Source organism: Rhizobium sp. SVR5-2C (assembly GCF_056755115.1).
The window spans coordinates 1-19,684 of the sequence record NZ_JBNDHT010000084.1 but is presented as its reverse complement, the minus strand read 5'-3'; the positions used below and the strand labels follow the sequence as shown (position 1 = coordinate 19,684).

The window sequence follows — 19,684 nt, the reverse complement described above, 5'->3', positions numbered from 1 at the left end:
CTGTCCTTCGGACATCTTCTCCCCGCTGGGGAGAAGACAGTTTTCGTTACTTGACCGACTGTTCGTAGGCTTCGAGGATCGCGTTGTTGTACTGGGCGATCGGGAAGGGCTTGCCCTTGGTGGCAAGGTCATCCGGCGTGATGTCGACGAACAGCTTGTTCCAGGTCGCATCGTCCAGCTTCGGCTTGACGTACTGGGCGTCGATGCCCGGATACCAGTTGAACTTCTTCACGATGCCGTCAGCCTGAACTTCAGGGCTGGTAGCGAGCGCGATGAACTTCTCGGCGAGATCCTTGTGCGACGCCTTTGCCGGAACGACGTAGTGCATCGGCTGGCCCGGCATGCCCGGAGCCCGCAGGATGAGCTTCAGGTCCGGCGGAAGCTGGCCGTTGGCCTGCCAGGAGTAGAACATGTCGACCCAGACCGGGCCCATGGCGATTTCGCCGCGGGAGAGCAGATCCAGCGTGCCGGCGTTGCCGGGGGTCAGCGTCGCGTTCTTGGTGAAGTCGGCGAGGCTCTTGAAGGCGTCGCCCCACTTGGTGGTTTCGTCCTGTTTGAACGGACCGGTCATCAGGTTGTTGGCATCGCCGCCGCCGAAGGCGTAGATCCAGCCCATGACGAAGCTGACGCCGGAAGCGCCGCCCTTGATGCCGTTGTAGCCGAACTGCTTCGGATGTTCCTTGGCCCATGCGGCAAGCTCGGTATAGCTCTTCGGCGGGTTCGGAACGAGCGTCGGGTTATAGGCGATTGCCGTCTGGCTGTTGAACATCGGCATGACGTAGCCGTCGACGTCGGAGCCGAGTGCGTTCTTGGCATTGTCGCGCGAGACGAGCTTGCCGGTGTCGATCGAGCCGCGGTACTTTTCGAGATAGCCCTTCTGGACCATCGGGCCGGCAAACTTCTCGTGGACGACGGCGACGTCGATGTCCCAAGCGCTGCTGTTGGCAGCCTGCTGGGCGTCGAAGCGCTCGAGGATCTTCTGCGAGCCGGCGTCGCCGGGGCCGGTGCCGACGGCGCGGACGGTATTGCCCGGGTAGGCCTTTTCAAAGAGCGGCCCGAGATACTGGTTGATGTAGTCGACCATGTTCTGGTCGCCGGCGGTTGCGACGGTCAGGTCCTCGGCCTTGACGGGCAGGGCGGCGAGGGCGACGGCGAAAGCTGCATAGGTCAGTCTCTTCATGAGTACGTCTCCATGGGTTCAAAGGGATAAAGTCATGCGTGCGCTTTCCCGGCCGCGGACCGGGAAACGGAAATGGCCGGGTTGGACTCCGGCGAATTGAAGAGGAAGAGTGCGTCGGCGCCGACATGCACCTTGACGCGGCTGCCCGGCTCGAAGGCGCGCGATGCATCGGCCATGATCTCGCGTTCGCCGAGCTTCACTGAATGGCGCCAGTGGCCGCCGGGGTAGCTGACGGCCGCAACCTCGCCTTCGAAGGTCATGCCGGGCACGGCGACCGGCATGTCGGGCGGCAACAACTGGGCGGCTTCCGGCCGGAAGCGCGCCTCGACGGCGCCGGCGCGCAGCCCTCGGCCGGATAGCGGCACGCTGCCTGCCGCATTGGCCGGCCCTGCGGAGATCGCAAAGCTTTCGCCCTGCGGCGCGCCTTGCAGTGAAAGCACGTTCTCCGCGCCCATGAAGGCTGCAACGAAGGCGGATGCGGGGTGGTTATAGACCTCTTCCGGCGTTCCCTGCTGGGCGATCTGCCCGGCATTCAAGATGACGATGCGGTCGGCCATCACCATGGCTTCCTCGCGGTCGTGCGTTACATGGATCGCAGTGATGCCGAGGCGCCGCTGCAGCGCCCGCAGCTCGTGGCGCACAGTCAGGCGGATGCGGGCATCAAGGTTGGAAAGCGGCTCGTCGAGGAGCAGGATTTCGGGATCGACCGCTAGCGCGCGCCCGAGGGCGACGCGCTGGCGTTGGCCGCCGGAGAGCGCTGCCGGTTTGCGCGCTCCAAGCCCGTCGAGGCCAAGAAGGGTCTGCATGGCGGCGACACGGCTCGCGATTTCCGCCTTTGCGACGCCCTTGAGCTTCAAGCCGTAGCCAATGTTCTGCGCCACCGTCATGTGCGGCCAAAGCGCGTAGGACTGGAAGACCAGCGCCATGCCACGCTTGTCGGGCGGCAGATGGGTCACGTCGCGGTGGCGCACGGAGACCTTGCCGGAGGAGGGGGCGATGAACCCTGCGAGAACCCTGAGCAGGGTCGTCTTGCCGCAGCCTGACGAGCCGAGCAGCGCGACGAATTCGCCGCGCTCAATGCTGAGGTTGATATCGTTCAGAACCTTGGTGCTGCCGTATCTGCAGGCAACAGAATTCAGTTCCAGAAACGCGTCCTGGCTCATCATGTCTCCTCCCATTGCACGGCTGTGCAATCCGATCGGGAGCTTAGTAGAATGTTTGTTTAACAGCCAGATGACAGGGACAATTTTTTTGTGCTGCACTGCGGCGCAAACCGCCTTAAGGGCACGCTTTCGCTGGTGTTTTCCGCAGCAATTCTTCTATTTTTTGCCTCCCTTGACAGCAGGAAATGTTTCCGCTTAGGATCGTAAACGTTTACGGAGCGCGTTTTCGGAGGTTTCTAGAGAACGCGCCGCGGGAGGAAATCGTGAAATTGAATGCCGTTTTGTGCGGGTGCGGAGCTATGTCCAAGGGTTGGCTGCGCGCGATCAACGAAACGCCGGCGCTGGCCGAAGCGATCGAGGTGGTCGGCCTCGTCGATTTGAACCCCGCCGTCGCCGAAGCGCTCGCTGCGGAGTTCGGTTTGAGCGCCGCTGTCATCAGCACAGACCTTTCGGAGGTCCTTGCCAAGACGAAGACGGATGTCGTGTTCGACGTCGTGGTCCCGGCTGCCCGTTTCGATGTGGTTTCCACAGCACTCAAGGCCGGTTGCCATGTGCTCAGCGAAAAGCCAATGGCGACGTCGCTCGCGGAAGGTGCTGCACTGATTGATCTTGCGGCCGAAACGGGCAAGATACACGCGATCATTCAAAACCGGCGCTTCATCTCGGGTGTCCGGCGCATGCGCCGCCTTGTTGAAAGCGGTGCGATCGGCGATCTGACTGGCATCCATTGCGACTTCTTCATCGCCCCGCATTTCGGCGGCTTCCGCGAGGAGATGGACAATGTCCTTCTGCTCGACATGGCGATCCATACCTTCGATGCCGCACGCTATGTTGCCGGCAAGAAGCCGCTCGCCGTCTATTGCGTCGAGAAGAACCCTGAGGGCTCCTGGTACCGTCACGGCGCTTCCGCCAACGCCACCTTCGAATTCTCCGACGACGTGGTCTTCACCTATCGCGGCTCCTGGTGCGCCGAAGGCAAGCGCACGAGCTGGGAGAGTGAATGGCGGCTCGTGGGCTCCAAGGGCATGCTCACGTGGGATGGTGCTGACAATTTCAGCGCGGCCGTCTCCGGAGGCGAGCCCGGCCTCCTGCACGGCTTTGCGCCGGTAAACGTTCCCGGCCCCGAGCATGACGAAGAGACGCACGGCCACACCAGCGTGATCGCGAGCTTCGTCGACGCCATTCGTACCGGCAAGCGGCCGGAGACGGTCAGCAGCGACAACATCAGAAGCCTTGCCATGGTCTTCGGCGCGATCGAGAGCGCAAAGACCGGAAAGCGCATTGAAATTTCAGCATAAGGATAGATGACGTGAGCAACCCTGCAAAATCCATTCGTATCGGAACCATGGTGAGCGCCTCGAAGGGCGGCGCCGACAAGCGCATCGCCCAGATCGCCGATCTGGGTTTTGAGAGCTTCGAACCTTTTTTCTGGCAGACGACCAACGGGCAGGATCTCGCCGAGCTCGGCAAGCGCTGCGTGGATGCGATCGGTGACCGCGACATCACGATCTCGACCCTCGGCATGTTCGGCAATCCGCTGGAAGAAACCGACATCGACCTGCAGACACTGCAGGGCTGGAAGGACTGCATCGACAACGCGCATCACTTCGGCGCCACCTGCGTAGCCGGCTTTACCGGCCGCGTTCGCGGCAAGCCGCTGACCGACAGCCTGCCGCGCTACAAGGAGATCTGGAGCGAGCTGGCCAAGCGCGCCGCCGACAAGGGCATCAAGATCGCTTTCGAGAACTGCGCCATGGACGGCAACTGGGCGACAGGCGACTGGAACATCGCCCATAATCCGGACGCCTGGGAGCTGATCTTCAACGAGACGCCGGACGACAATATCGGCCTCGAATGGGAGCCCTGCCATCAGATGGTCTATCTGATCGAGCCGCTGCGGCAGATCCGCAAATGGGCCAAGAAGATCTTCCACGTCCACGGCAAGGACGCGACGATCCGTTGGGATGTCATCAAGGAACACGGCATCTTCGGCAAGGAGAAATTCGTATTGATGCGTACGCCGGGCTTCGGCGACAGCAACTGGACGGACATCATTTCCGAGCTGCGTCTCGCCGGCTGGTCGGGCTCGATCGACATCGAGGGGTGGCACGACCCGGTCTATCGCAACGAGCTGGAGATGACCGGCCAGGTTCATGCACTGAATTATCTGAAGCATGCCCGGGGCGGCGACTTCGTCGCTGACGCCGCTTGATAGGAATGTGTCCGGCGAGGAGGAACTGCCGGACACTGGAGGATAACCACAAAGGAGGAGAACTATGGCTATCCGCAAATTCGCAGTTCTTGGCGCTCTGGCGCTCGCCGGCGTCTCGCTCTTCGGCCTTTCCGCCAAGGCTGACGACGTTACCATCACCGTCTGGTCGCTCGACCGCGACATCCAGCCGGCTCCTAACCTCGTCAAAGATTTCAACAAGCTGAACAATGGCATCAAGGTCGAATATCGCCAGATCCAGTTCGACGATGTTGTCAGCGAAGCAATGCGTGCCTATTCCACGGGGCAGGCGCCGGATATCATCGCGGTCGACAATCCCGAGCACGCGCTGTTTTCTTCGCGCGGCGCTTTTCTCGATCTCACCGACATGATCTCGAAGTCGACGGTCGTAAAACCAGAGAACTACTTCCCGGGACCGCTGAAATCCGTGATGTGGGACGGCAAATACTACGGCATTCCGAAGGCCACCAACACGATCGCCCTCTACTACAACAAGGATATGTTCAAGGCCGCCGGGCTCGACCCGAACAAGCCGCCGCAGACCTGGGCCGAGCTTGTCGAGGACGCGAAGAAACTCACCGACCCTTCAAAGAACGTCTACGGCATCACCTTCTCCGCCAAGGCCAATGAAGAAGGCACGTTCCAGTTTCTTCCCTGGGCGCAGATGGCCGGCGCCAGCTACGACAGCATCAATACCGACGGCGCGGTCAAGGCGCTGGAGGCGTGGAAGCAGATCATCGATGAGAAGCTTGCGTCGCCGGATACGCTGACACGCAGCCAGTGGGATTCGACGGGAACCTTCAACTCCGGCAATGCGGCCATGGCGATCTCGGGTCCCTGGGAGCTCGACCGCATGCTGAAGGAAGCGAAGTTCGACTGGGGCGTTGCTCTCCTGCCTGTTCCGGAGGAGGGCGCAAAGCGCTCGTCGGCCATGGGTGACTTCAACTGGGCGATTTTCGCCAATACGCAGCATCCGGAGGAAGCATTCAAGGTTCTCGAATATTTCGTCTCGCAGGACGACCGCATGTTCAAGGATTTCGGCCAGCTTCCGGCGCGTTCGGACCTGACCATTCCGGAAACCGGCCAGCCGCTCAAGGATGCAGCGCTCAAGGTCTTCCTCGAGCAAATGAAGTATGCCCAGCCCCGTGGTCCGCATCCGCAATGGCCGAAGATCTCCAAGGCGATCCAGGACGCCATCCAGGCGGCTCTCACCGGCCAGATGAGTGCCAAGGATGCCCTCGACCAGGCGGCCGACAAGATCAAGGCTGTCTTGGGCTGACGATGGCTTTCCCTTCTCCCCTCGGGGAGAAGGTGGCCCGGAGGGCCGGATGACGGGCCACGGCCGGTTCGATCTCGCTGTCGTTCGACCGTTCGCTCCTTTGTCGCTCACCCTTATCTGCCCTGACGGGCATCTTCTCCCCGCCGGGGAGAAGGAGAGTTTCACCGGCTGGCCTCAGCGCCATCCAATCACTTCCTCCCGGCAGGGGCTGTCTTCCGCGCAAGCGCAAGGCGGCTCCGTTCGGAGCATCGGAGGACCCATGAGAAGGATCCTTTCCAGCGTTAGGGATGGCCGCGGTTTCGATATTGTGCTCGTCGCCCTTCCGCTCGGTTTTCTGTTCCTGATGGCAGGCCTGCCGCTCATCTACAACGTCGTGATGAGCTTCCAGGAGGTCGACATGTTCAGCCTCGGGACCTTCTCGCGCCCCTTCGTCGGCTTCAGGAATTATGTGGAACTCTTCGCACAGCCCGAAACACTGCCGATCCTCTACAATACGCTGATCTTTGTCGTGGGCTCGATCGCCGGGCAGTTCCTGATCGGTTTCGGCCTGGCATTATTCTTCTGGGTCAATTTCCCCGGCGCCTCATGGCTGCGCGGCCTCTTCCTCGTCTCCTGGGTCATGCCCGGCCTGGTCGTCGGCGCCATCTGGAACTGGATCCTTTCCGGTGACTTCGGTGTCCTCAACTTCATCCTGAAGGAAAGCGGCATCATCTCGGGCAATATCTTCTGGCGCTCGGACCCGCATTATTCGCTCTACGCCGTCATCATCGCCAATATCTGGCTCGGAACCGCCTTTAACATGATCCTGCTCTCCGTCGGCCTGTCCGGCATTCCGGGCGATCTCTACGAGGCGGCCGAACTCGACGGTGCCAATGCCTGGCAGCGCTTCTGGACGATCACCCTTCCGATGATGCGCTCGACGATCGGCGCTATCATTGCCCTCGGCCTGATCTTCACGCTGCAGCAGTTCGACCTTTTTGCCGCCATTACCTCCGGCGGGCCGAACAATTCGTCCAACGTTACCCAATACTGGGCTTGGGATCTTTCCTTCCGCCAGTATGACTTCGCCAAGGGAGCAACGATCTCCGTGATCATGATCGTCTTCGTCATGTTCGCCTCGATCGTCTATGTCCGCTCGACACGCCATGAGGTGCGCGGATGAGCGAGACCGCACGCAACCGCCTGATGCTCGCGGCCGCCGTCATCATGGCGGCGATCTATCTATTCCCGCTCTATTGGATGTACATCACGACGCTGAAGAGCGGCTCGGAGATGTTCGCGACGCCGCCGAGCTTCTGGCCGTCCTCGCCGCAATGGGGCACCTATGGCTATGTCTGGGAAAGCCGCCAGATGGGCCGCTATCTCTGGAACTCGCTGGTGATCGCCCTCGGCGCGGTGACGCTGATCACGGTGCTTGGGGTCGGTTGTGCCTACGTCCTGGCGCGCTATCGCAATGTCTGGGTGGATATCGGCCTCTTCCTGATCCTGATGTTGCAGGTGCTGCCTGCCTCGCTGATGGTGACGCCGATCTTCGTCGGCTTCTCGCAACTCGGCATGCTGAACTATCCGCGCCTTGCCGTGGTGATCGCGATTGCTGCAAAGAGCATGCCCTTCTTCGTCGTCCTCGTCCGGGCAACCTTCATGGCGGTGCCGCAGGAGCTCGAGGAGGCGGCTCTCGTCGATGGCAACAGCCGCGTCGGCGCCTTCTTCAACATCGTGCTGCCGCTTGCCCGCAACGGCATCCTCGTCAGCGCCATCCTGATCTTCATGCAGGCCTTCGGCGAGTTCGTCTATTCCAAGTCGATGATCCAAGCGGCCGAGCTTCAGCCGGCGAGTGTCGGTCTCAACTCCTTCATGGGACCGAACACCAACGAGTGGAACAACATCATGGCCTACGCCACGATGTATGTAACGCCGATCCTTGCCATCTTCGTTCTCTTGCAGCGCCGCATCGTATCCGGCCTTACCTCGGGAGCCCTCAAATGACCCCTCAGATCGAGCTCAGCGGCGTCAACAAGCACTATGGCGCATTTCATGCCCTGAAAAACATCAACCTGTCGATTCCAAAGGGCACGTTCGTCGCTCTGGTCGGTCCGTCCGGCTGCGGCAAGTCCACGCTCCTTCGCTCGCTTGCAGGGCTTGAGAGGATTTCCGAAGGCGAGCTGAAGATAGCCGGTGAGCTGATGACCAACGTGCCGCCACGCAAGCGCGACGTCGCCATGGTCTTCCAGTCCTATGCGCTCTATCCGCACATGACGGTGGAGAAGAACCTGACCTACAGCCTGCGGATCCGAGGCGTGGCGAAGGCTGACGCCAAAAAGGCAGCGGAGGAAGTTGCCGCCACCACCGGTCTATCGCACCTCCTGAAGCGTTATCCGCGCGAGCTTTCCGGCGGGCAGCGGCAGCGTGTCGCCATGAGCCGCGCGATCATCCGTCATCCGAAGGCATTTTTGTTCGATGAACCGCTGTCGAACCTTGATGCGGCGCTGCGCGTCCATATGCGTAAGGAAATCCGCGCCCTGCACGACCGGCTGCATGCGACCTCGGTCTACGTCACGCACGACCAGATCGAAGCCATGACCATGGCCGACCACGTCGTCGTGATGCGAGACGGTGTTATCGAGCAGCAGGGCAAACCGCTCGACCTTTATGACCGCCCGGCCAACAAGTTTGTTGCCGGTTTCATCGGCTCGCCCGCCATGAACTTCATTCCGGCCATCGTCGGTGAGGACGGCAGAAGCCTGGCGCTCGATCTCGGGCCGGTAAAGCAGACGATCGCAACCGGCCACCAGTTGCAGCCGGGTCGCAAGGTCACGGCCGGTCTTCGCCCTGAACATCTCGGGATATCAGGCCAGGGGCAGGGGACGTTCGACGTACCGGTCGCCTTTGTGGAATCGACCGGCTCGTCGACCTTCGTCACAGCCGCAACCACGCCGGAGCTTACGATTGTCGAGACAGGCCGCGGCTTGGTTCGTGGTGGCGATACGATCGGGGTCGCCGTCGATCCGAGCCATCTGCATCTTTTCGATAAGACAAGCGGCGCCAGGATCTGACGCCGCTTTATCGCTTAGCGGCCGCCCTCGATCTTACGGTGGCGCTGGTTGATACCATGCTGGCCGTAAGGGTACTGGCCGGGCGTCGGCGCGCTGACATCGGTGAGCTTCTGCATCTCCTCATCCGACAGCGTCAGCTTGGCAGCACCGAGGTTGTCCGAAAGCTGTTCCGGCGTGCGGGCGCCGAGGATGACGGAGGTGACGGCGGGACGGGCGGCGACCCAGGCAAGCGCCACTTGGGCCATACTGACGCCGCGTGCCCTGGCGATTTCCTCGACAGCACCGATGATCGCCCAGGTGCGGTCCTGCGCATTGCGGGCCTCATAGGCTTCGCCACCCCGCTTTGGGTTTTCGCCGAGGCGGGTAGCGCCCGTCGGCGCCTGGTCGCGCTTGTACTTGCCCGTCAGCCAGCCGCCGCCGAGCGGCGACCAGGGAAGCAGGCCCATGCCCGCGTCCTGGCAGGCCGCGACGATCTCGAGCTCGATGTCGCGCATGAGCAGATTGTACTGCGGCTGTAGCGTCACCGGACGCGTATAGCCCTGCGCCTTGGCGATCTCGGAGGCCTTGGCGATATGCCAGCCGACATAGTTCGAGAAGCCGTAATAGCCGATCTTGCCCGCCGAAACGGCGTCGTCGAGGAAGCGCAGCGTCTCCTCGATCGGTGTCAGCGCATCCCAGGCATGCATCTGATAGAGATCGATGTAATCGACGCCGAGGCGTTTGAGCGACGCGTTCAGCGCGTCGTGAAGGTGGCGGCGAGAGAGGCCAATGTCGTTCGGCCCGTCGCCCATGGGGAAGCGACCCTTGGTGGCGATCACAGCCTGCTTGGCTTCGGTGGGACGGGCTTTCAGCCAGCGGCCGGTGATCTCTTCGGAAACGCCGGCGCTGTAGACGTCGGCCGTGTCGATGAAATTGCCGCCCCAGGCGAAATAGTCATCAAGCAGCCGGTGGGAAGCGGCTTCGTCCGCCTCTGCACCGAAAGTCATCGTACCGAGACAGTATGCGGTCACGATCGTGCCGCTCGGGCCGAGTTTGCGATAGTCCATTCTTTACCTCCATTGAAACAGCCGCGTCATCAACTGCAGCTGCGATCTCGAAGCCTCCAGCACCCAGCCCACCGGCGAGTTCCGCCGATTCTGCCGTTTCACCCGAGCCGTTCAACGAAAGGATCCTCGTTAGGATCTGCTGACGAAGCATACGGTGGGATTACCTGAGCAGGACGTGCTCTGATGAGGCGTTGACGAAAGAATGCGTCAGCTGCTTCCATCTTTCAAACGGAAGATTTAGATAAGATTGATCGATTTTGATGCATAATGAGGCGCGTATGGAACTACGCCAGCTCCAATATTTCGTCGCTGCGGCAAAAGCTGAACATTTTACGCGGGCCGCGCAGCGTTTGAACATCGTCCAGTCCGCGCTATCGAGTTCTATTCGGGCGCTCGAATTCGAGCTCAATGCCAAGCTCTTCGTGCGCTCCACGCGAAAAGTCCGGCTGACAGCCGCCGGTCGGGCTCTGCTCGAAAAGGCGGAGATCGTTCTGGCCGCAGCGAAAGACGCGCGCGACGCAGTGAGCGCAGTGACTGAGGCGAAATCAGGGAAGCTGAATGTCGGAACTGTTCAGGGCCTGCCGGCATTTCTCGACCTGCCGCTATTGCTTGCGCGTTTTCATGAGCGTCACCCTCATATCGAGGTCCGCCTCATACAAGGCGGTGCGGCCCACCTTCTCGAGAAGGTACGCAACGGCAAGCTCGATCTGGCGTTTCTGCCGGTCTTCGAACCGCCGGCCGACATTTCGACGACGATGATCGCCTGCGAAGAACTGGTTGTGGTCTGCAGCCGAACCCATCCGCTTGCGACAGCCGACATTGCTTCGATCGAAGAGATTGCCGCCTATCCCTTCGTCGATTTCGAGCAGGATTTGGGTACGCGCAAGCTGATTGACGAACTGTTTCTGACGGCCAATAGTGATCGTAAGATCGCATTCGAGGTAAGCGATCTCAGCACGTTATTAGAACTCGTCGGGCATGGATTGGGTATCGCGCTCGTGCCGGAATCGGTGGCCGAAAGCCGGGAGTCGATCCTGAGCGTCTGCCGTCTGAAGGAGGCCGATGCATGCTGGGAAGTCGTGTTGGCGTCGTCTGCGGCATCTGACGATCCAGTGTCGAAACGCTTTGGGGAAATTATCGGAAAGAGCGCCGTTGGCATCGAGGCCTAGATCGAAGTCCTCGTTGCCTTACGGGAGGAGGAACGCAAATGAGGCGGAAAGTTGGCTACGTCCTCGGGACGATTTTGATGTTGCTCGGATTGATCTGGATAGGCCAGGGGAGCGGACTATTCCCGTATCCCTCGTCCAGTTTCATGATCAATCAGAGCGTTTGGGTCCTATGGGGTCTGATCGTGCTGGGGATTGGCGGCGTAATGGTCTTCGTCAGCCGCAAACTCGGCCGGCAGTGACGAGGGCGGCGGCCGCCTCATTCCAGACGAATTGCCAAGCGGCTTGAGGCCGTGGACTAGACTGCTTCCTCTTGCAGGATGGGATTGATTTTCGGCGAAGCGCGATTGCTTGCATGCTGATGCGCAGCCGCCTCCTTCGCGTCAGCCTGCTCTTCAACGCGTGCAGCCGCTTCTCGAAGCAGAGTCTTAAAAGCTTGAAGCGATACCTTGTCGGCCCGCATAAGCTGGCGGATCAGCGGATCGCTTAGCACCTCCGGCAACGTCATCTCGCGCATAGGTTCTCCCTCCTCATTATGGGAGGGATATGTAGCCCTATTTTATTACAAACTAATGTACTGGCGGCGGCGAAAAGATGGCACGCTCCGCCAAGGCAGTGAGGGCGGCTGATCTCTCCGACGAAAAAATGCAACGGCTGGGACGATGTGCTTGTCCCAGCCGCATTCTCTGTGGCTTAGCGCCGCTATAGAACCCGCCGCTCAGACGGCAATCTTGCCGCCGCCGATCTTGGTGATGGCGACGACCGCCGGACGAACCGGCATGTCATCCTTGAAGTCGGGCCAGCGCGTGGAGAGATCCTCGTAGTAGGATGGGCGGCCGTGACCGCTCCAGTCGTCGCCGCCATCACCCGGATGCTGCACGGCGACGAAGGCTGTTTCGTCACCCGGAATCAGCAGCGGACCGCAAAGCTCTGCGCCCACTGGGACACGGTAGAAGAGCTTGGAGGTCGCGCGCGCCTCGCCTTCCGTGTCGACGGCCCACAAGCCATCCGTCCGTCCGGTCGCCTTGTTGTTGTTGCCGTCCGTCGCCACCCAGAGGCGGCCGGCGGAATCGATGGAACAGTTGTCGGGCATGCCGAACCAGCCGTTCTTGGTCGTGTCCGTCGAGAAGGATGCACCTACATCGGCGACGGCGGGATCGCCGCATTTCAACAGCACTTCCCACTTGCCGGAGGTTGCAGCGAATTCGCCGTCGTCCTCGCTGATCTCGATGATATGGCCAAACGCGTTCTTGGCGCGCGGGTTGGCGGCATCGACCTGCTCGGCTTTGCGGTTCGTGTTGTTGGTCAGCATGAGGTAGACCTTGCCGTTGACCGGGTTCGGCTCGACGTCCTCCGGCCGGTCCATCTTCGTCGCGCCGAGCAGATCGGCGGCACGGCGCGTCTCGATGAGCACATCTGCCTGGCTGGCAAAGCCGTTCTCGGACGACAGCGGTCCTTGGCCGAAGGTCAGCGGCAGCCATTGCAGCGAGCCGTCCTCGGCAAATTTGGCGACATAGAGGGTTCCCTCGTCGAGCAAGTCCATGTTGGCCGCGCGCTCGCTTGCGTTAAAGGGCGCGTCGGTCACGAACTTGTAGACATAGTCAAAACGCTCGTCGTCGCCGAGATAGAAGACGACGCGGCCGTTCTTGGAAACGATCGAGGCAGCGCCCTCGTGCTTGGTGCGGCCGAGCGCCGTACGCTTTTTCGGTGTCGAGGTCGGGTCCATGGCGTCGACCTCCACGATCCAGCCAAATCGATTGGGCTCGTTAGGCTCCTTGGCAAGGTCGAAGCGATCGTAGAAATTCGCCCACTCGTAAGCGCCTTCCGGAACGCCGTAGCGCTTGTAGTTGGCGGCTTCCTTGTGGCCCTCCGGCAGATCGCCCGAGAAATAACCGTGGAAATTCTCCTCCGCCATGATGTAGGTGCCCCAGGGGGTCACGCCGCCGGCACAGTTGTTCATGGTACCGATCACCTTCGTGCCCGTCCCATCGGCGGAGGTCTTCAGACGCTCGCTGCCTGCCGCCGGACCGGTCAGCTGCATTTCGGTCATGGTGGTAATGCGGCGGTTGTACTTGCCTTCGGGAACGACCTGCCACTTGCCGTCGGTCTTGCGGATCTCGACGATCGTGCCGCCGTGCGCGGCCATTTCGATGTCGACCTGCTCCTTGCTCAGCGGCGCCTGCTTGATCTTGCCGTCAACGATCGAGACGAGACCCGGAAACATCAGGTGCGGGTTGGTATATTCGTGATTGACCACCAGCAATCCGTGTTCGGAAGAGCCTTCGAGTGGGATATAGCCCACATAGTCGTTGTTGTAGCCGAACTGGCGGCTTTGTGCCTCGGCCGTCTGTTTCTTGGGATCGAATGCCGGGGAATCGGGGAAAAGCGCATCGCCCCATCGCAGCAGGATATCGGCGTTATAGCCTTCGGCGACATGATGGTCCGCGTCGACGCCGGCTTCGACCTCGGTGAAGGAGAAAGCCGATTTTCCGGCAGCACGCGCCTTTTCCGCCGTCATCAACGCAACGGGGCTGACGGTTGCGGTAATCGCGGCGACGGCAAGCGAACCCTGGAGGAAGTTACGGCGCGAAAAGCGCTTGCTGATGATCTCACCCATCGTTGGGTTGGTGCTGGAATTGTGGCCTTCGCCATCCGCGTCTTCGAGCTGAGTCGTGGGGAATATCTTTTGAGAAAGATGCTCGTTCATCGTACTGCCTCCAAAGTTGAGAACGGCCCCTACCCCGGAGCCTTTCTAAACGTAGGGGTGTCACATTACGGCAATGAGACAAATTTGCCCCTCGATACAGCCCGGATTTTGGTCCCCCAGGCGACTACGGCATGCATCAACGCGGGGCAGGAGTCTAATGCAGCGTCTCGTTGTGCCAGTTGTGCACATCCTTTGCCGTGATCCAGATGCGGCCGTCGAATGCGATTTCGCCATGCTCGAATTTTCGACTGGCAATGTGCTCGAACACATCGAGATTCTGCGGTAGCCGCCGCGCGTCTGGCACAGCCTGAACACCAGCGAGTGCATCTTCCGTCACGCATACGGCTTGATGCGTGCGGTCGCCTTTCATGACGATTATAGCATCGTGACCGATCATGTTAAATGTATCGAGCAAAGCGACAAGCGGCATCGCAACCTCCTTGAAGAGACATCCATCCCAAGGGTGACATGGGTGCGGCGGTGAGCTGCGTTCCTAGTCGTAAACGCGACGCTCGCACCGGGCGTGCTGCTTTTGTTATCGCGGAAAAGCAGCCTCCTATCGGTAGGTCCATATGGTTAACAAAAAGTTACCTGCCGGATGCCATAGGTCGGCCCGCTCGCCATGAAGCCCGCAGAACGCGGGGTCCCGTTGTTGAACAGCCGGCGGTGCGCAACGCACGAAGGAAGGCAATCCTTAATGCAGATCACAGGAAAACTTTTCGGCGGTCGCATGCTCGCCACATCCGGTGCTAACAATGGTGACGGGAGGAAATGTCGAGTAGCCGGTGCGAAGCTTCTGCTTCGTGGCAGCTGCTTAGTTGCGGAGTATGCATGCCCGATGCGAGACCCAGCCCACCGCAGGCCTTCCTTGTGGCCATGCTATTCTCCCTCAAGCGCGTTTTCCTGGGTGTAGGAGCAACGAGTTGCGTCGTTAACATACTGGCCCTGACCGGCTCGCTCTTTATGCTGCAGGTCTATGACCGGGTGATTCCAAGCCGAAGCCTGCCCACACTCGCCGGGCTCGCGCTTATTGCCGCCACGCTCTTCGTCTTTCAGGGGCTGCTCGATCTCATCCGGTCGATGCTCCTAGTGCGCGTCGGCACGGCGGTCGATGAGCGTTTGGGAGACGACGTTTATAACTCCTTGATCCTGTTGCCTTCCCGCATGCGAATGCCGGGCGACGGCCTGCAATCGATCCGGGATCTGGATACGGTTCGTGGCTTTCTCTCCGGACCTGGGCCGACAGCATTGTTCGACATGCCGTGGATGTTTTTCTACATCGGTCTGTGCTTCCTCTTTCATTTCTGGATCGGCGTGACCGCGCTTGCCGGCGCTGTCATGCTGGTTGGCCTCACGGTTCTCGCCGAGGTCAAATCCCGCAGCCCCGCAAGGATTGCCTCGGAACTGGCGGCGCGCCGGCTGAACCTTGCAGAGGCGACGCGCCGAAACTCGGAGGCCGCGCTGTCGATGGGTTTTGGGCCGCTCCTGGCCACCAGATGGACTGACGTCAACAATCGATATCTTGCGAACCACATTTCGGCGACAAACGTCACCAGCAGCCTCGCGACCACCTCGAAAATTCTACGCATGATGTTGCAATCCGGCGTCTTGGCAGTCGGTGCTATCCTGGTCGTCAGGCAGGAGGCAACGCCCGGCATCATGATCGCAAGTTCCATCCTTTTGAGCAGGGCGCTAGCCCCCGTGGAACTTGCAATCGGACAGTGGAAGGGTTTTGTCGCTGCCCGGCAAAGCTGGAGCCGGCTAACGAAGCTTCTCGACCTGATGCCGGCCACTGACCGGCAGATCGACTTGCCCCCACCCACGGCGAACCTAGTCGTTGAAGGGCTCCATCTTGCCATCCCCGGTACACGGACGATGGTTCTTCGCGGCGTCTCGTTCAAGGCGCAGGCCGGAGATGCCGTTGGCATTATTGGGCCGAGTGCGTCGGGGAAGTCGTCGCTTGCCCGCGCGCTTGTCAGCGTGTGGCAACCCGCAGGAGGCGCGGTGTGCCTCGATAGGGCATCACTTGATCAGTGGAATCCATCATCGCTCGGTCAGTCGATCGGCTATCTGCCCCAGGAAGTGTCGCTTTTCGACGGCACCATTGCCGACAACATCGCCCGTTTCGACGGCAACGCGCCATCTGAAAAGATCATCGCTGCTGCAAAGGCAGCAGGGGTTTACGAGATGATCGTGCAATTTCCTGACGGATTCGACACGTCGATCGGTGAGAGCGGTTCGATGCTCTCGGCCGGTCAGCGTCAGCGTATCGGCCTGGCGCGCGCCCTTTACGGCGATCCTTTCCTGGTCGTTCTTGATGAACCGAACTCGAACCTCGATAGCGACGGCGAGGCCGCTCTTACGCAAGCGATTGCAGGTGTTCGCGCCCGCAAAGGCATTGCCGTTGTCATCGCACACCGGCCGAGCGCCCTGGCTGCCGTCGATCTCGTTCTCGTGCTCGCAAACGGACAGTTGCAGGCCTTCGGACCAAAAGATGATGTGCTTAGAAAAGGTACGATTCCGGCAGCTCCGCGAAACAGCACTCTGACAGTCATTGCAGCGGGAGGCGAGATTGAGCGTTAACCCGGCGCCTGCATCCGAGGCAGCGATCAAGCGACTGACGACGATCGCACTGGCGATGGTCCTGCTGCTCGTCGGCGTGGTCGGCGGCCTCGGCGCCACGACCTATCTTTCTGGCGCGGTCATCGCGACCGGCACGCTTGTTGTCGATAGCTATGTGAAGCCCGTTCAGCATCAAAAAGGCGGGACTGTCGGAAAAATCTTTGTAAAGAACGGCAGCCGCGTCGATGCCGGACAGATACTCGTCCATCTGGACGATACGCAATTGCGCTCGAACCTTGCCATCATCTCCCAGCGCTTGATCGAACTGTCTGCCACGGCCGCCAGACTGCGTGCCGAGCAGGATGGTGACGACGAGATCAAATTCCCGGCTAACCTGTTACAGGGAAGTGTCGACGCTGCGGCGAGTGACACCATCGCAGGCGAACGGCGCTTGTTCGAGGATCGCCGGACATCCCGCACAAGCAGAAAGGCCCAGTTGCGCGAGCGAATCAAGCAGTTGCGGCAGGAGGCGGACGGGTTAACGGCGCAGCAGACCGGGAAAAAGGCGGAGATGGCGCTGATCGACAAGGAACTCGAGAGCGTCAACCGTCTGTTGGCTCGGGGCATGGTGGAGATCAATCGGCTTTATGAGCTCCAGCGCGAGTCCGCGCGCTTGACCGGTGAGCTCGGCAGCCTTGTCGCAAGTCTTGCGGAAACGAATGGAAAAGTGGCCGAAACGGAATTGCAGATCATCCAGATCGACGATGACCAGCGAAGCGAAGTATCGGAGCAGTTACGCAAGACGCAGAGCGACATCAGTGAATTCGCCGAACGACTCGCCGCTGCCAAGGACGAGGTGCAGCGCGTTGATATCCGAGCGCCTCAGGCAGGCGTCGTGCATGAACTGGCGGTGCACGCGACGGGCGCCGTGGTCGCGCCCGGCGAGGCTATCCTGCAGATCGTGCCCGCTCGCGATATGCTGACGCCTCAAGTTCGCGTCTCACCTCAAGACATCGATCAGGTTTCGGTCGGCCAGCAAGTCATCCTGCGATTTTCTGCTTTCAACCAAAGAAGCACGCCCGAGATCAATGGAGTAGTGGAGCAGGTTGCGGCCGACGTGACCACCGACAAGCAGACAGGCGCCGCCTACTACGTCGTCCGTATTTCGGTTCCTGAAAATGAATGGAAGCGACTGGCCGATCTGGTTCCTCTCCCTGGCATGCCGGTGGAAGCTTTCGTCCAGACCGGAGCTCGCACCGCTCTCGCCTATCTGACCAAACCCTTGACCGATCAGGTGGCGCGAGCTTTCCGGGAGGAGTGAACTGGCTTGGCAGAGAATCGCCACAATAGGTGGCCACTCTAGCCCGAAATGGCAGATAGGCGACCGCCGGGCAGGCTAATTCGTTAGGTTTAGTGCGGACTTTCCGCGAACATTGAAACGAGAAACGAAACGAAAGGTACCCAAACTTCTTAGAAACGTAGTCAATTGATTGCAGTCAGAAATCCAGGAGATTTATATGGCAAGCTCGGTTACGAACGCCGTTGGCAAAACTCTCTTTTACAGCGGTGCATCGACCCACTGGTACTCGGCCACGGGCTCGGGGCCAGACCTGTATGGTACGGTCGGCAACGACTCGATCTGGGGAGACAGTTCCGTAAACGTCACCATGCACGGCGGAACCGGCGATGACATTTATTATCTGTATTCGAGCATCAATCGCGCGATAGAGTCTCCAGACGCTGGCGTCGATACAGTCAGCACCTGGATGAGCTATACCCTTCCGGAGAACGTCGAGAATCTGACCGTGACCGGTGATGGCCGCTTCGCCTTCGGCAATGGGGCGGACAATATCATTTCCGGCGCCTCCGGCAGCCAGACGATAGACGGCGGCGCGGGAAACGATGTCCTCAAGGGCGGCGGCGGTGCCGACACCTTCATATTCACGCGCGGAAACGGCAGTGATTTGATCGTCGATTTCGGCAGCGATGACACTGTCCGATTGAACAGCTATGGGCTTTCGACCTTCGATCAGGTCCTGAACCACACGACGCAGGAAGGCTCCAATCTGCGGCTGGATCTCGGTGGCGGAGAGAGTCTCGTCTTTGCCAACAAGACGGTCGCCGACCTTCATGCCGATCAATTTCAGCTGACGCTTGACCGATCCGCCCTTACGCAGACTTTTGCTGACGAGTTCAACAGCCTGTCGCTGCGTAACGGCGACCAAGGCGTTTGGGACGCCAAGTTCTGGTGGGCACCGGACAAAGGCAGTTCGCTGCACGGCAACAGCGAACTCCAGTGGTACGTCAACCCCTCCTATGCTCCCACGTCGTCCGTTAACCCGTTTTCCGTGAAGGACGGCGTGCTGACCATAAAGGCGGCTCCGGCGTCCGATGCGATCCAATCGCAGATCAACGGCTATGACTATACGTCCGGCCTCATCAACACGCATTCTTCTTTCTCTCAGACCTACGGCTACTTCGAAATGCGCGCTGACATGCCGACCGAGCAGGGTGCCTGGCCGGCGTTCTGGCTTCTGCCCGAAGATGGTTCGTGGCCGCCGGAACTGGACGTCGTCGAGATGCGCGGGCAGGACCCGAACACCGTCAACGTGACGGTTCACAGCAACGAGACCGGCACGCACACGATGGAATCGATGCCTGTCAAGGTTGCGAGCACCGACGGCTTCCACAAATACGGTGTCCTGTGGGATCAGGATCAGATTGTCTGGTACTTCGACGATGTCGCCGTCGCGCACGCCGACACCCCTGATGACATGCACAAGCCGATGTACATGCTTGCAAACCTGGCAGTGGGCGGGGCGGCAGGAGCGCCGGGCGCCGGGTTTAGCGACGGGGCAGAGATGAAGATAGACTACATTCATGCCTATTCGCTCGATCACACACCGACGGCGATCAGCAGCCAATCTGGGGGGACCGACTGGCACATATAAGCAAGAGAGACGTGAGGCGGGCGCAAGCGGCCGGCAAACTCAGGGCCGCTTGCAATCAGAATATGTCCCTGGGCGCCATAGCGGCGCTCATGGGTTCAACCAGGTGACCAAGCGGGGCGATTAAGAATATTCGACTATTAAGATGTTATAAACCGAGGGCGTCTTACTTTGGATCGATGGTTGGGCTTCGAGCATCGGTTCTGTCGTGCCTTTCTCTACTTGCTTTCATCATGGGAGCAGGGATCCTGCTGGCGGACGATGGATCGCCCTGGAACAACCCCGCCAATGCGTTAGTCGTCGATGCCTACGAACTGAACGCCGTCGATTGGCAGGCACTGCTCAAGGAC

Annotated in this window: 17 protein-coding genes; 11 read left to right on the top strand and 6 right to left on the bottom strand. The window is 60.3% G+C overall.

The features are described 5' to 3' along the window. Window positions 1-46 precede the first annotated feature (46 nt). Together ACPYOI_RS22185 and ACPYOI_RS22180 are read right to left on the bottom strand one after the other, a co-directional pair. Entirely contained in the window at window positions 47-1,180 is a 1,134-nt protein-coding gene (locus ACPYOI_RS22185) for an ABC transporter substrate-binding protein (protein ID WP_481423367.1), read from the bottom strand. A gap of 32 nt (window positions 1,181-1,212) precedes the next feature. Then, complete coding sequence (locus ACPYOI_RS22180) at window positions 1,213-2,343, bottom strand: ABC transporter ATP-binding protein (protein WP_481414510.1); 1,131 nt, start codon at window positions 2,341-2,343, stop codon at window positions 1,213-1,215. A 263-nt stretch (window positions 2,344-2,606) separates the two neighbouring features. Between ACPYOI_RS22180 and ACPYOI_RS22175 the strand changes: the two genes are divergently transcribed. The 6 genes from ACPYOI_RS22175 to ACPYOI_RS22150 all read left to right on the top strand — a co-directional run bounded on the left by ACPYOI_RS22175 (window position 2,607) and on the right by ACPYOI_RS22150 (window position 8,905). Continuing rightward, complete coding sequence (locus tag ACPYOI_RS22175; RefSeq protein ID WP_481414509.1) at window positions 2,607-3,641, top strand: Gfo/Idh/MocA family protein; 1,035 nt, start codon at window positions 2,607-2,609, stop codon at window positions 3,639-3,641. A gap of 11 nt (window positions 3,642-3,652) precedes the next feature. Continuing rightward, complete coding sequence (locus ACPYOI_RS22170) at window positions 3,653-4,555, top strand: sugar phosphate isomerase/epimerase family protein (protein WP_481414508.1); 903 nt, start codon at window positions 3,653-3,655, stop codon at window positions 4,553-4,555. Between the two features lie 64 nt (window positions 4,556-4,619). After that, window positions 4,620-5,852: an ABC transporter substrate-binding protein gene (locus tag ACPYOI_RS22165; RefSeq protein WP_481414507.1), complete on the top strand. Its 1,233-nt coding sequence runs from the start codon at window positions 4,620-4,622 to the stop codon at window positions 5,850-5,852. 259 nt (window positions 5,853-6,111) lie between these two features. Beyond that, window positions 6,112-7,014 carry a carbohydrate ABC transporter permease gene (locus ACPYOI_RS22160; protein WP_481414506.1) on the top strand — a complete coding sequence of 301 codons (903 nt, stop codon included), beginning with the start codon at window positions 6,112-6,114 and terminating at the stop codon, window positions 7,012-7,014. After that, window positions 7,011-7,838 (top strand): carbohydrate ABC transporter permease, encoded by an 828-nt coding sequence (locus ACPYOI_RS22155; protein WP_481414505.1) that lies wholly within the window; start codon window positions 7,011-7,013, stop codon window positions 7,836-7,838. The genes ACPYOI_RS22160 and ACPYOI_RS22155 overlap by 4 nt, the downstream gene beginning before the upstream one ends. Then, window positions 7,835-8,905, top strand: coding sequence for an ABC transporter ATP-binding protein (locus ACPYOI_RS22150; protein ID WP_481414504.1), 1,071 nt, complete (start codon window positions 7,835-7,837; stop codon window positions 8,903-8,905). The genes ACPYOI_RS22155 and ACPYOI_RS22150 overlap by 4 nt, the downstream gene beginning before the upstream one ends. 14 nt (window positions 8,906-8,919) lie before the next feature. Here ACPYOI_RS22150 and ACPYOI_RS22145 read toward each other — a convergent pair whose 3' ends face one another. Continuing rightward, on the bottom strand, window positions 8,920-9,951 hold the full coding sequence (locus tag ACPYOI_RS22145) for an aldo/keto reductase (protein ID WP_481414503.1): 1,032 nt from the start codon (window positions 9,949-9,951) through the stop codon (window positions 8,920-8,922). Between the two features lie 278 nt (window positions 9,952-10,229). Here ACPYOI_RS22145 and ACPYOI_RS22140 point away from each other — a divergent pair, with 278 nt between their 5' ends. Then, window positions 10,230-11,120: a LysR family transcriptional regulator gene (locus ACPYOI_RS22140; RefSeq protein ID WP_481414502.1), complete on the top strand. Its 891-nt coding sequence runs from the start codon at window positions 10,230-10,232 to the stop codon at window positions 11,118-11,120. A gap of 38 nt (window positions 11,121-11,158) precedes the next feature. Further along, the gene (locus ACPYOI_RS22135) at window positions 11,159-11,359 is read left to right on the top strand and encodes a hypothetical protein (RefSeq protein WP_481414501.1); all 201 of its coding nucleotides are present in this window, start codon (window positions 11,159-11,161) and stop codon (window positions 11,357-11,359) included. A gap of 56 nt (window positions 11,360-11,415) precedes the next feature. Here the strand turns inward: ACPYOI_RS22135 and ACPYOI_RS22130 are convergent, their stop codons facing one another. From ACPYOI_RS22130 to ACPYOI_RS22120, 3 genes are all read right to left on the bottom strand, one after another. Then, window positions 11,416-11,634 (bottom strand): hypothetical protein, encoded by a 219-nt coding sequence (locus tag ACPYOI_RS22130; protein ID WP_481414500.1) that lies wholly within the window; start codon window positions 11,632-11,634, stop codon window positions 11,416-11,418. Window positions 11,635-11,835: 201 nt separating this feature from the next. Beyond that, window positions 11,836-13,824, bottom strand: a complete 1,989-nt coding sequence (locus ACPYOI_RS22125) for a PhoX family protein (RefSeq protein WP_481414499.1) — start codon at window positions 13,822-13,824, stop codon at window positions 11,836-11,838. Between the two features lie 154 nt (window positions 13,825-13,978). Continuing rightward, window positions 13,979-14,254 (bottom strand): hypothetical protein, encoded by a 276-nt coding sequence (locus ACPYOI_RS22120; RefSeq protein ID WP_481414498.1) that lies wholly within the window; start codon window positions 14,252-14,254, stop codon window positions 13,979-13,981. A 401-nt stretch (window positions 14,255-14,655) separates the two neighbouring features. Here ACPYOI_RS22120 and ACPYOI_RS22115 point away from each other — a divergent pair, with 401 nt between their 5' ends. From ACPYOI_RS22115 to eglC, 3 genes are all read left to right on the top strand, one after another. Beyond that, a complete protein-coding gene (locus ACPYOI_RS22115) occupies window positions 14,656-16,407 on the top strand; it encodes a type I secretion system permease/ATPase (RefSeq protein ID WP_481414497.1) in 1,752 nt (583 codons plus the stop codon). Further along, window positions 16,397-17,707, top strand: a complete 1,311-nt coding sequence (locus ACPYOI_RS22110) for an HlyD family type I secretion periplasmic adaptor subunit (RefSeq protein WP_481414496.1) — start codon at window positions 16,397-16,399, stop codon at window positions 17,705-17,707. The genes ACPYOI_RS22115 and ACPYOI_RS22110 overlap by 11 nt, the downstream gene beginning before the upstream one ends. 196 nt (window positions 17,708-17,903) lie before the next feature. Further along, entirely contained in the window at window positions 17,904-19,337 is a 1,434-nt protein-coding gene (eglC, locus tag ACPYOI_RS22105) for an endo-1,3-1,4-beta-glycanase EglC (RefSeq protein WP_481414495.1), read from the top strand. The last annotated feature ends 347 nt before the right edge of the window (window positions 19,338-19,684 follow it).

Bases quoted from the DNA above. Each gene is read 5' to 3' on its own strand.
- eglC (WP_481414495.1), top strand. From the start codon at position 17,904: ATGGCAAGCTCGGTTACGAACGCCGTTGGCAAAACTCTCTTTTACAGC.
- ACPYOI_RS22115 (WP_481414497.1), top strand. From the start codon at position 14,656: ATGCCCGATGCGAGACCCAGCCCACCGCAGGCCTTCCTTGTGGCCATG.
- ACPYOI_RS22140 (WP_481414502.1), top strand. From the start codon at position 10,230: ATGGAACTACGCCAGCTCCAATATTTCGTCGCTGCGGCAAAAGCTGAA.
- ACPYOI_RS22145 (WP_481414503.1), bottom strand. From the start codon at position 9,951: ATGGACTATCGCAAACTCGGCCCGAGCGGCACGATCGTGACCGCATAC.
- ACPYOI_RS22150 (WP_481414504.1), top strand. From the start codon at position 7,835: ATGACCCCTCAGATCGAGCTCAGCGGCGTCAACAAGCACTATGGCGCA.
- ACPYOI_RS22185 (WP_481423367.1), bottom strand. From the start codon at position 1,180: ATGAAGAGACTGACCTATGCAGCTTTCGCCGTCGCCCTCGCCGCCCTG.
- ACPYOI_RS22120 (WP_481414498.1), bottom strand. From the start codon at position 14,254: ATGCCGCTTGTCGCTTTGCTCGATACATTTAACATGATCGGTCACGAT.
- ACPYOI_RS22135 (WP_481414501.1), top strand. From the start codon at position 11,159: ATGAGGCGGAAAGTTGGCTACGTCCTCGGGACGATTTTGATGTTGCTC.
- ACPYOI_RS22180 (WP_481414510.1), bottom strand. From the start codon at position 2,343: ATGAGCCAGGACGCGTTTCTGGAACTGAATTCTGTTGCCTGCAGATAC.
- ACPYOI_RS22165 (WP_481414507.1), top strand. From the start codon at position 4,620: ATGGCTATCCGCAAATTCGCAGTTCTTGGCGCTCTGGCGCTCGCCGGC.
- ACPYOI_RS22160 (WP_481414506.1), top strand. From the start codon at position 6,112: ATGAGAAGGATCCTTTCCAGCGTTAGGGATGGCCGCGGTTTCGATATT.
- ACPYOI_RS22125 (WP_481414499.1), bottom strand. From the start codon at position 13,824: ATGAACGAGCATCTTTCTCAAAAGATATTCCCCACGACTCAGCTCGAA.
- ACPYOI_RS22130 (WP_481414500.1), bottom strand. From the start codon at position 11,634: ATGCGCGAGATGACGTTGCCGGAGGTGCTAAGCGATCCGCTGATCCGC.
- ACPYOI_RS22155 (WP_481414505.1), top strand. From the start codon at position 7,011: ATGAGCGAGACCGCACGCAACCGCCTGATGCTCGCGGCCGCCGTCATC.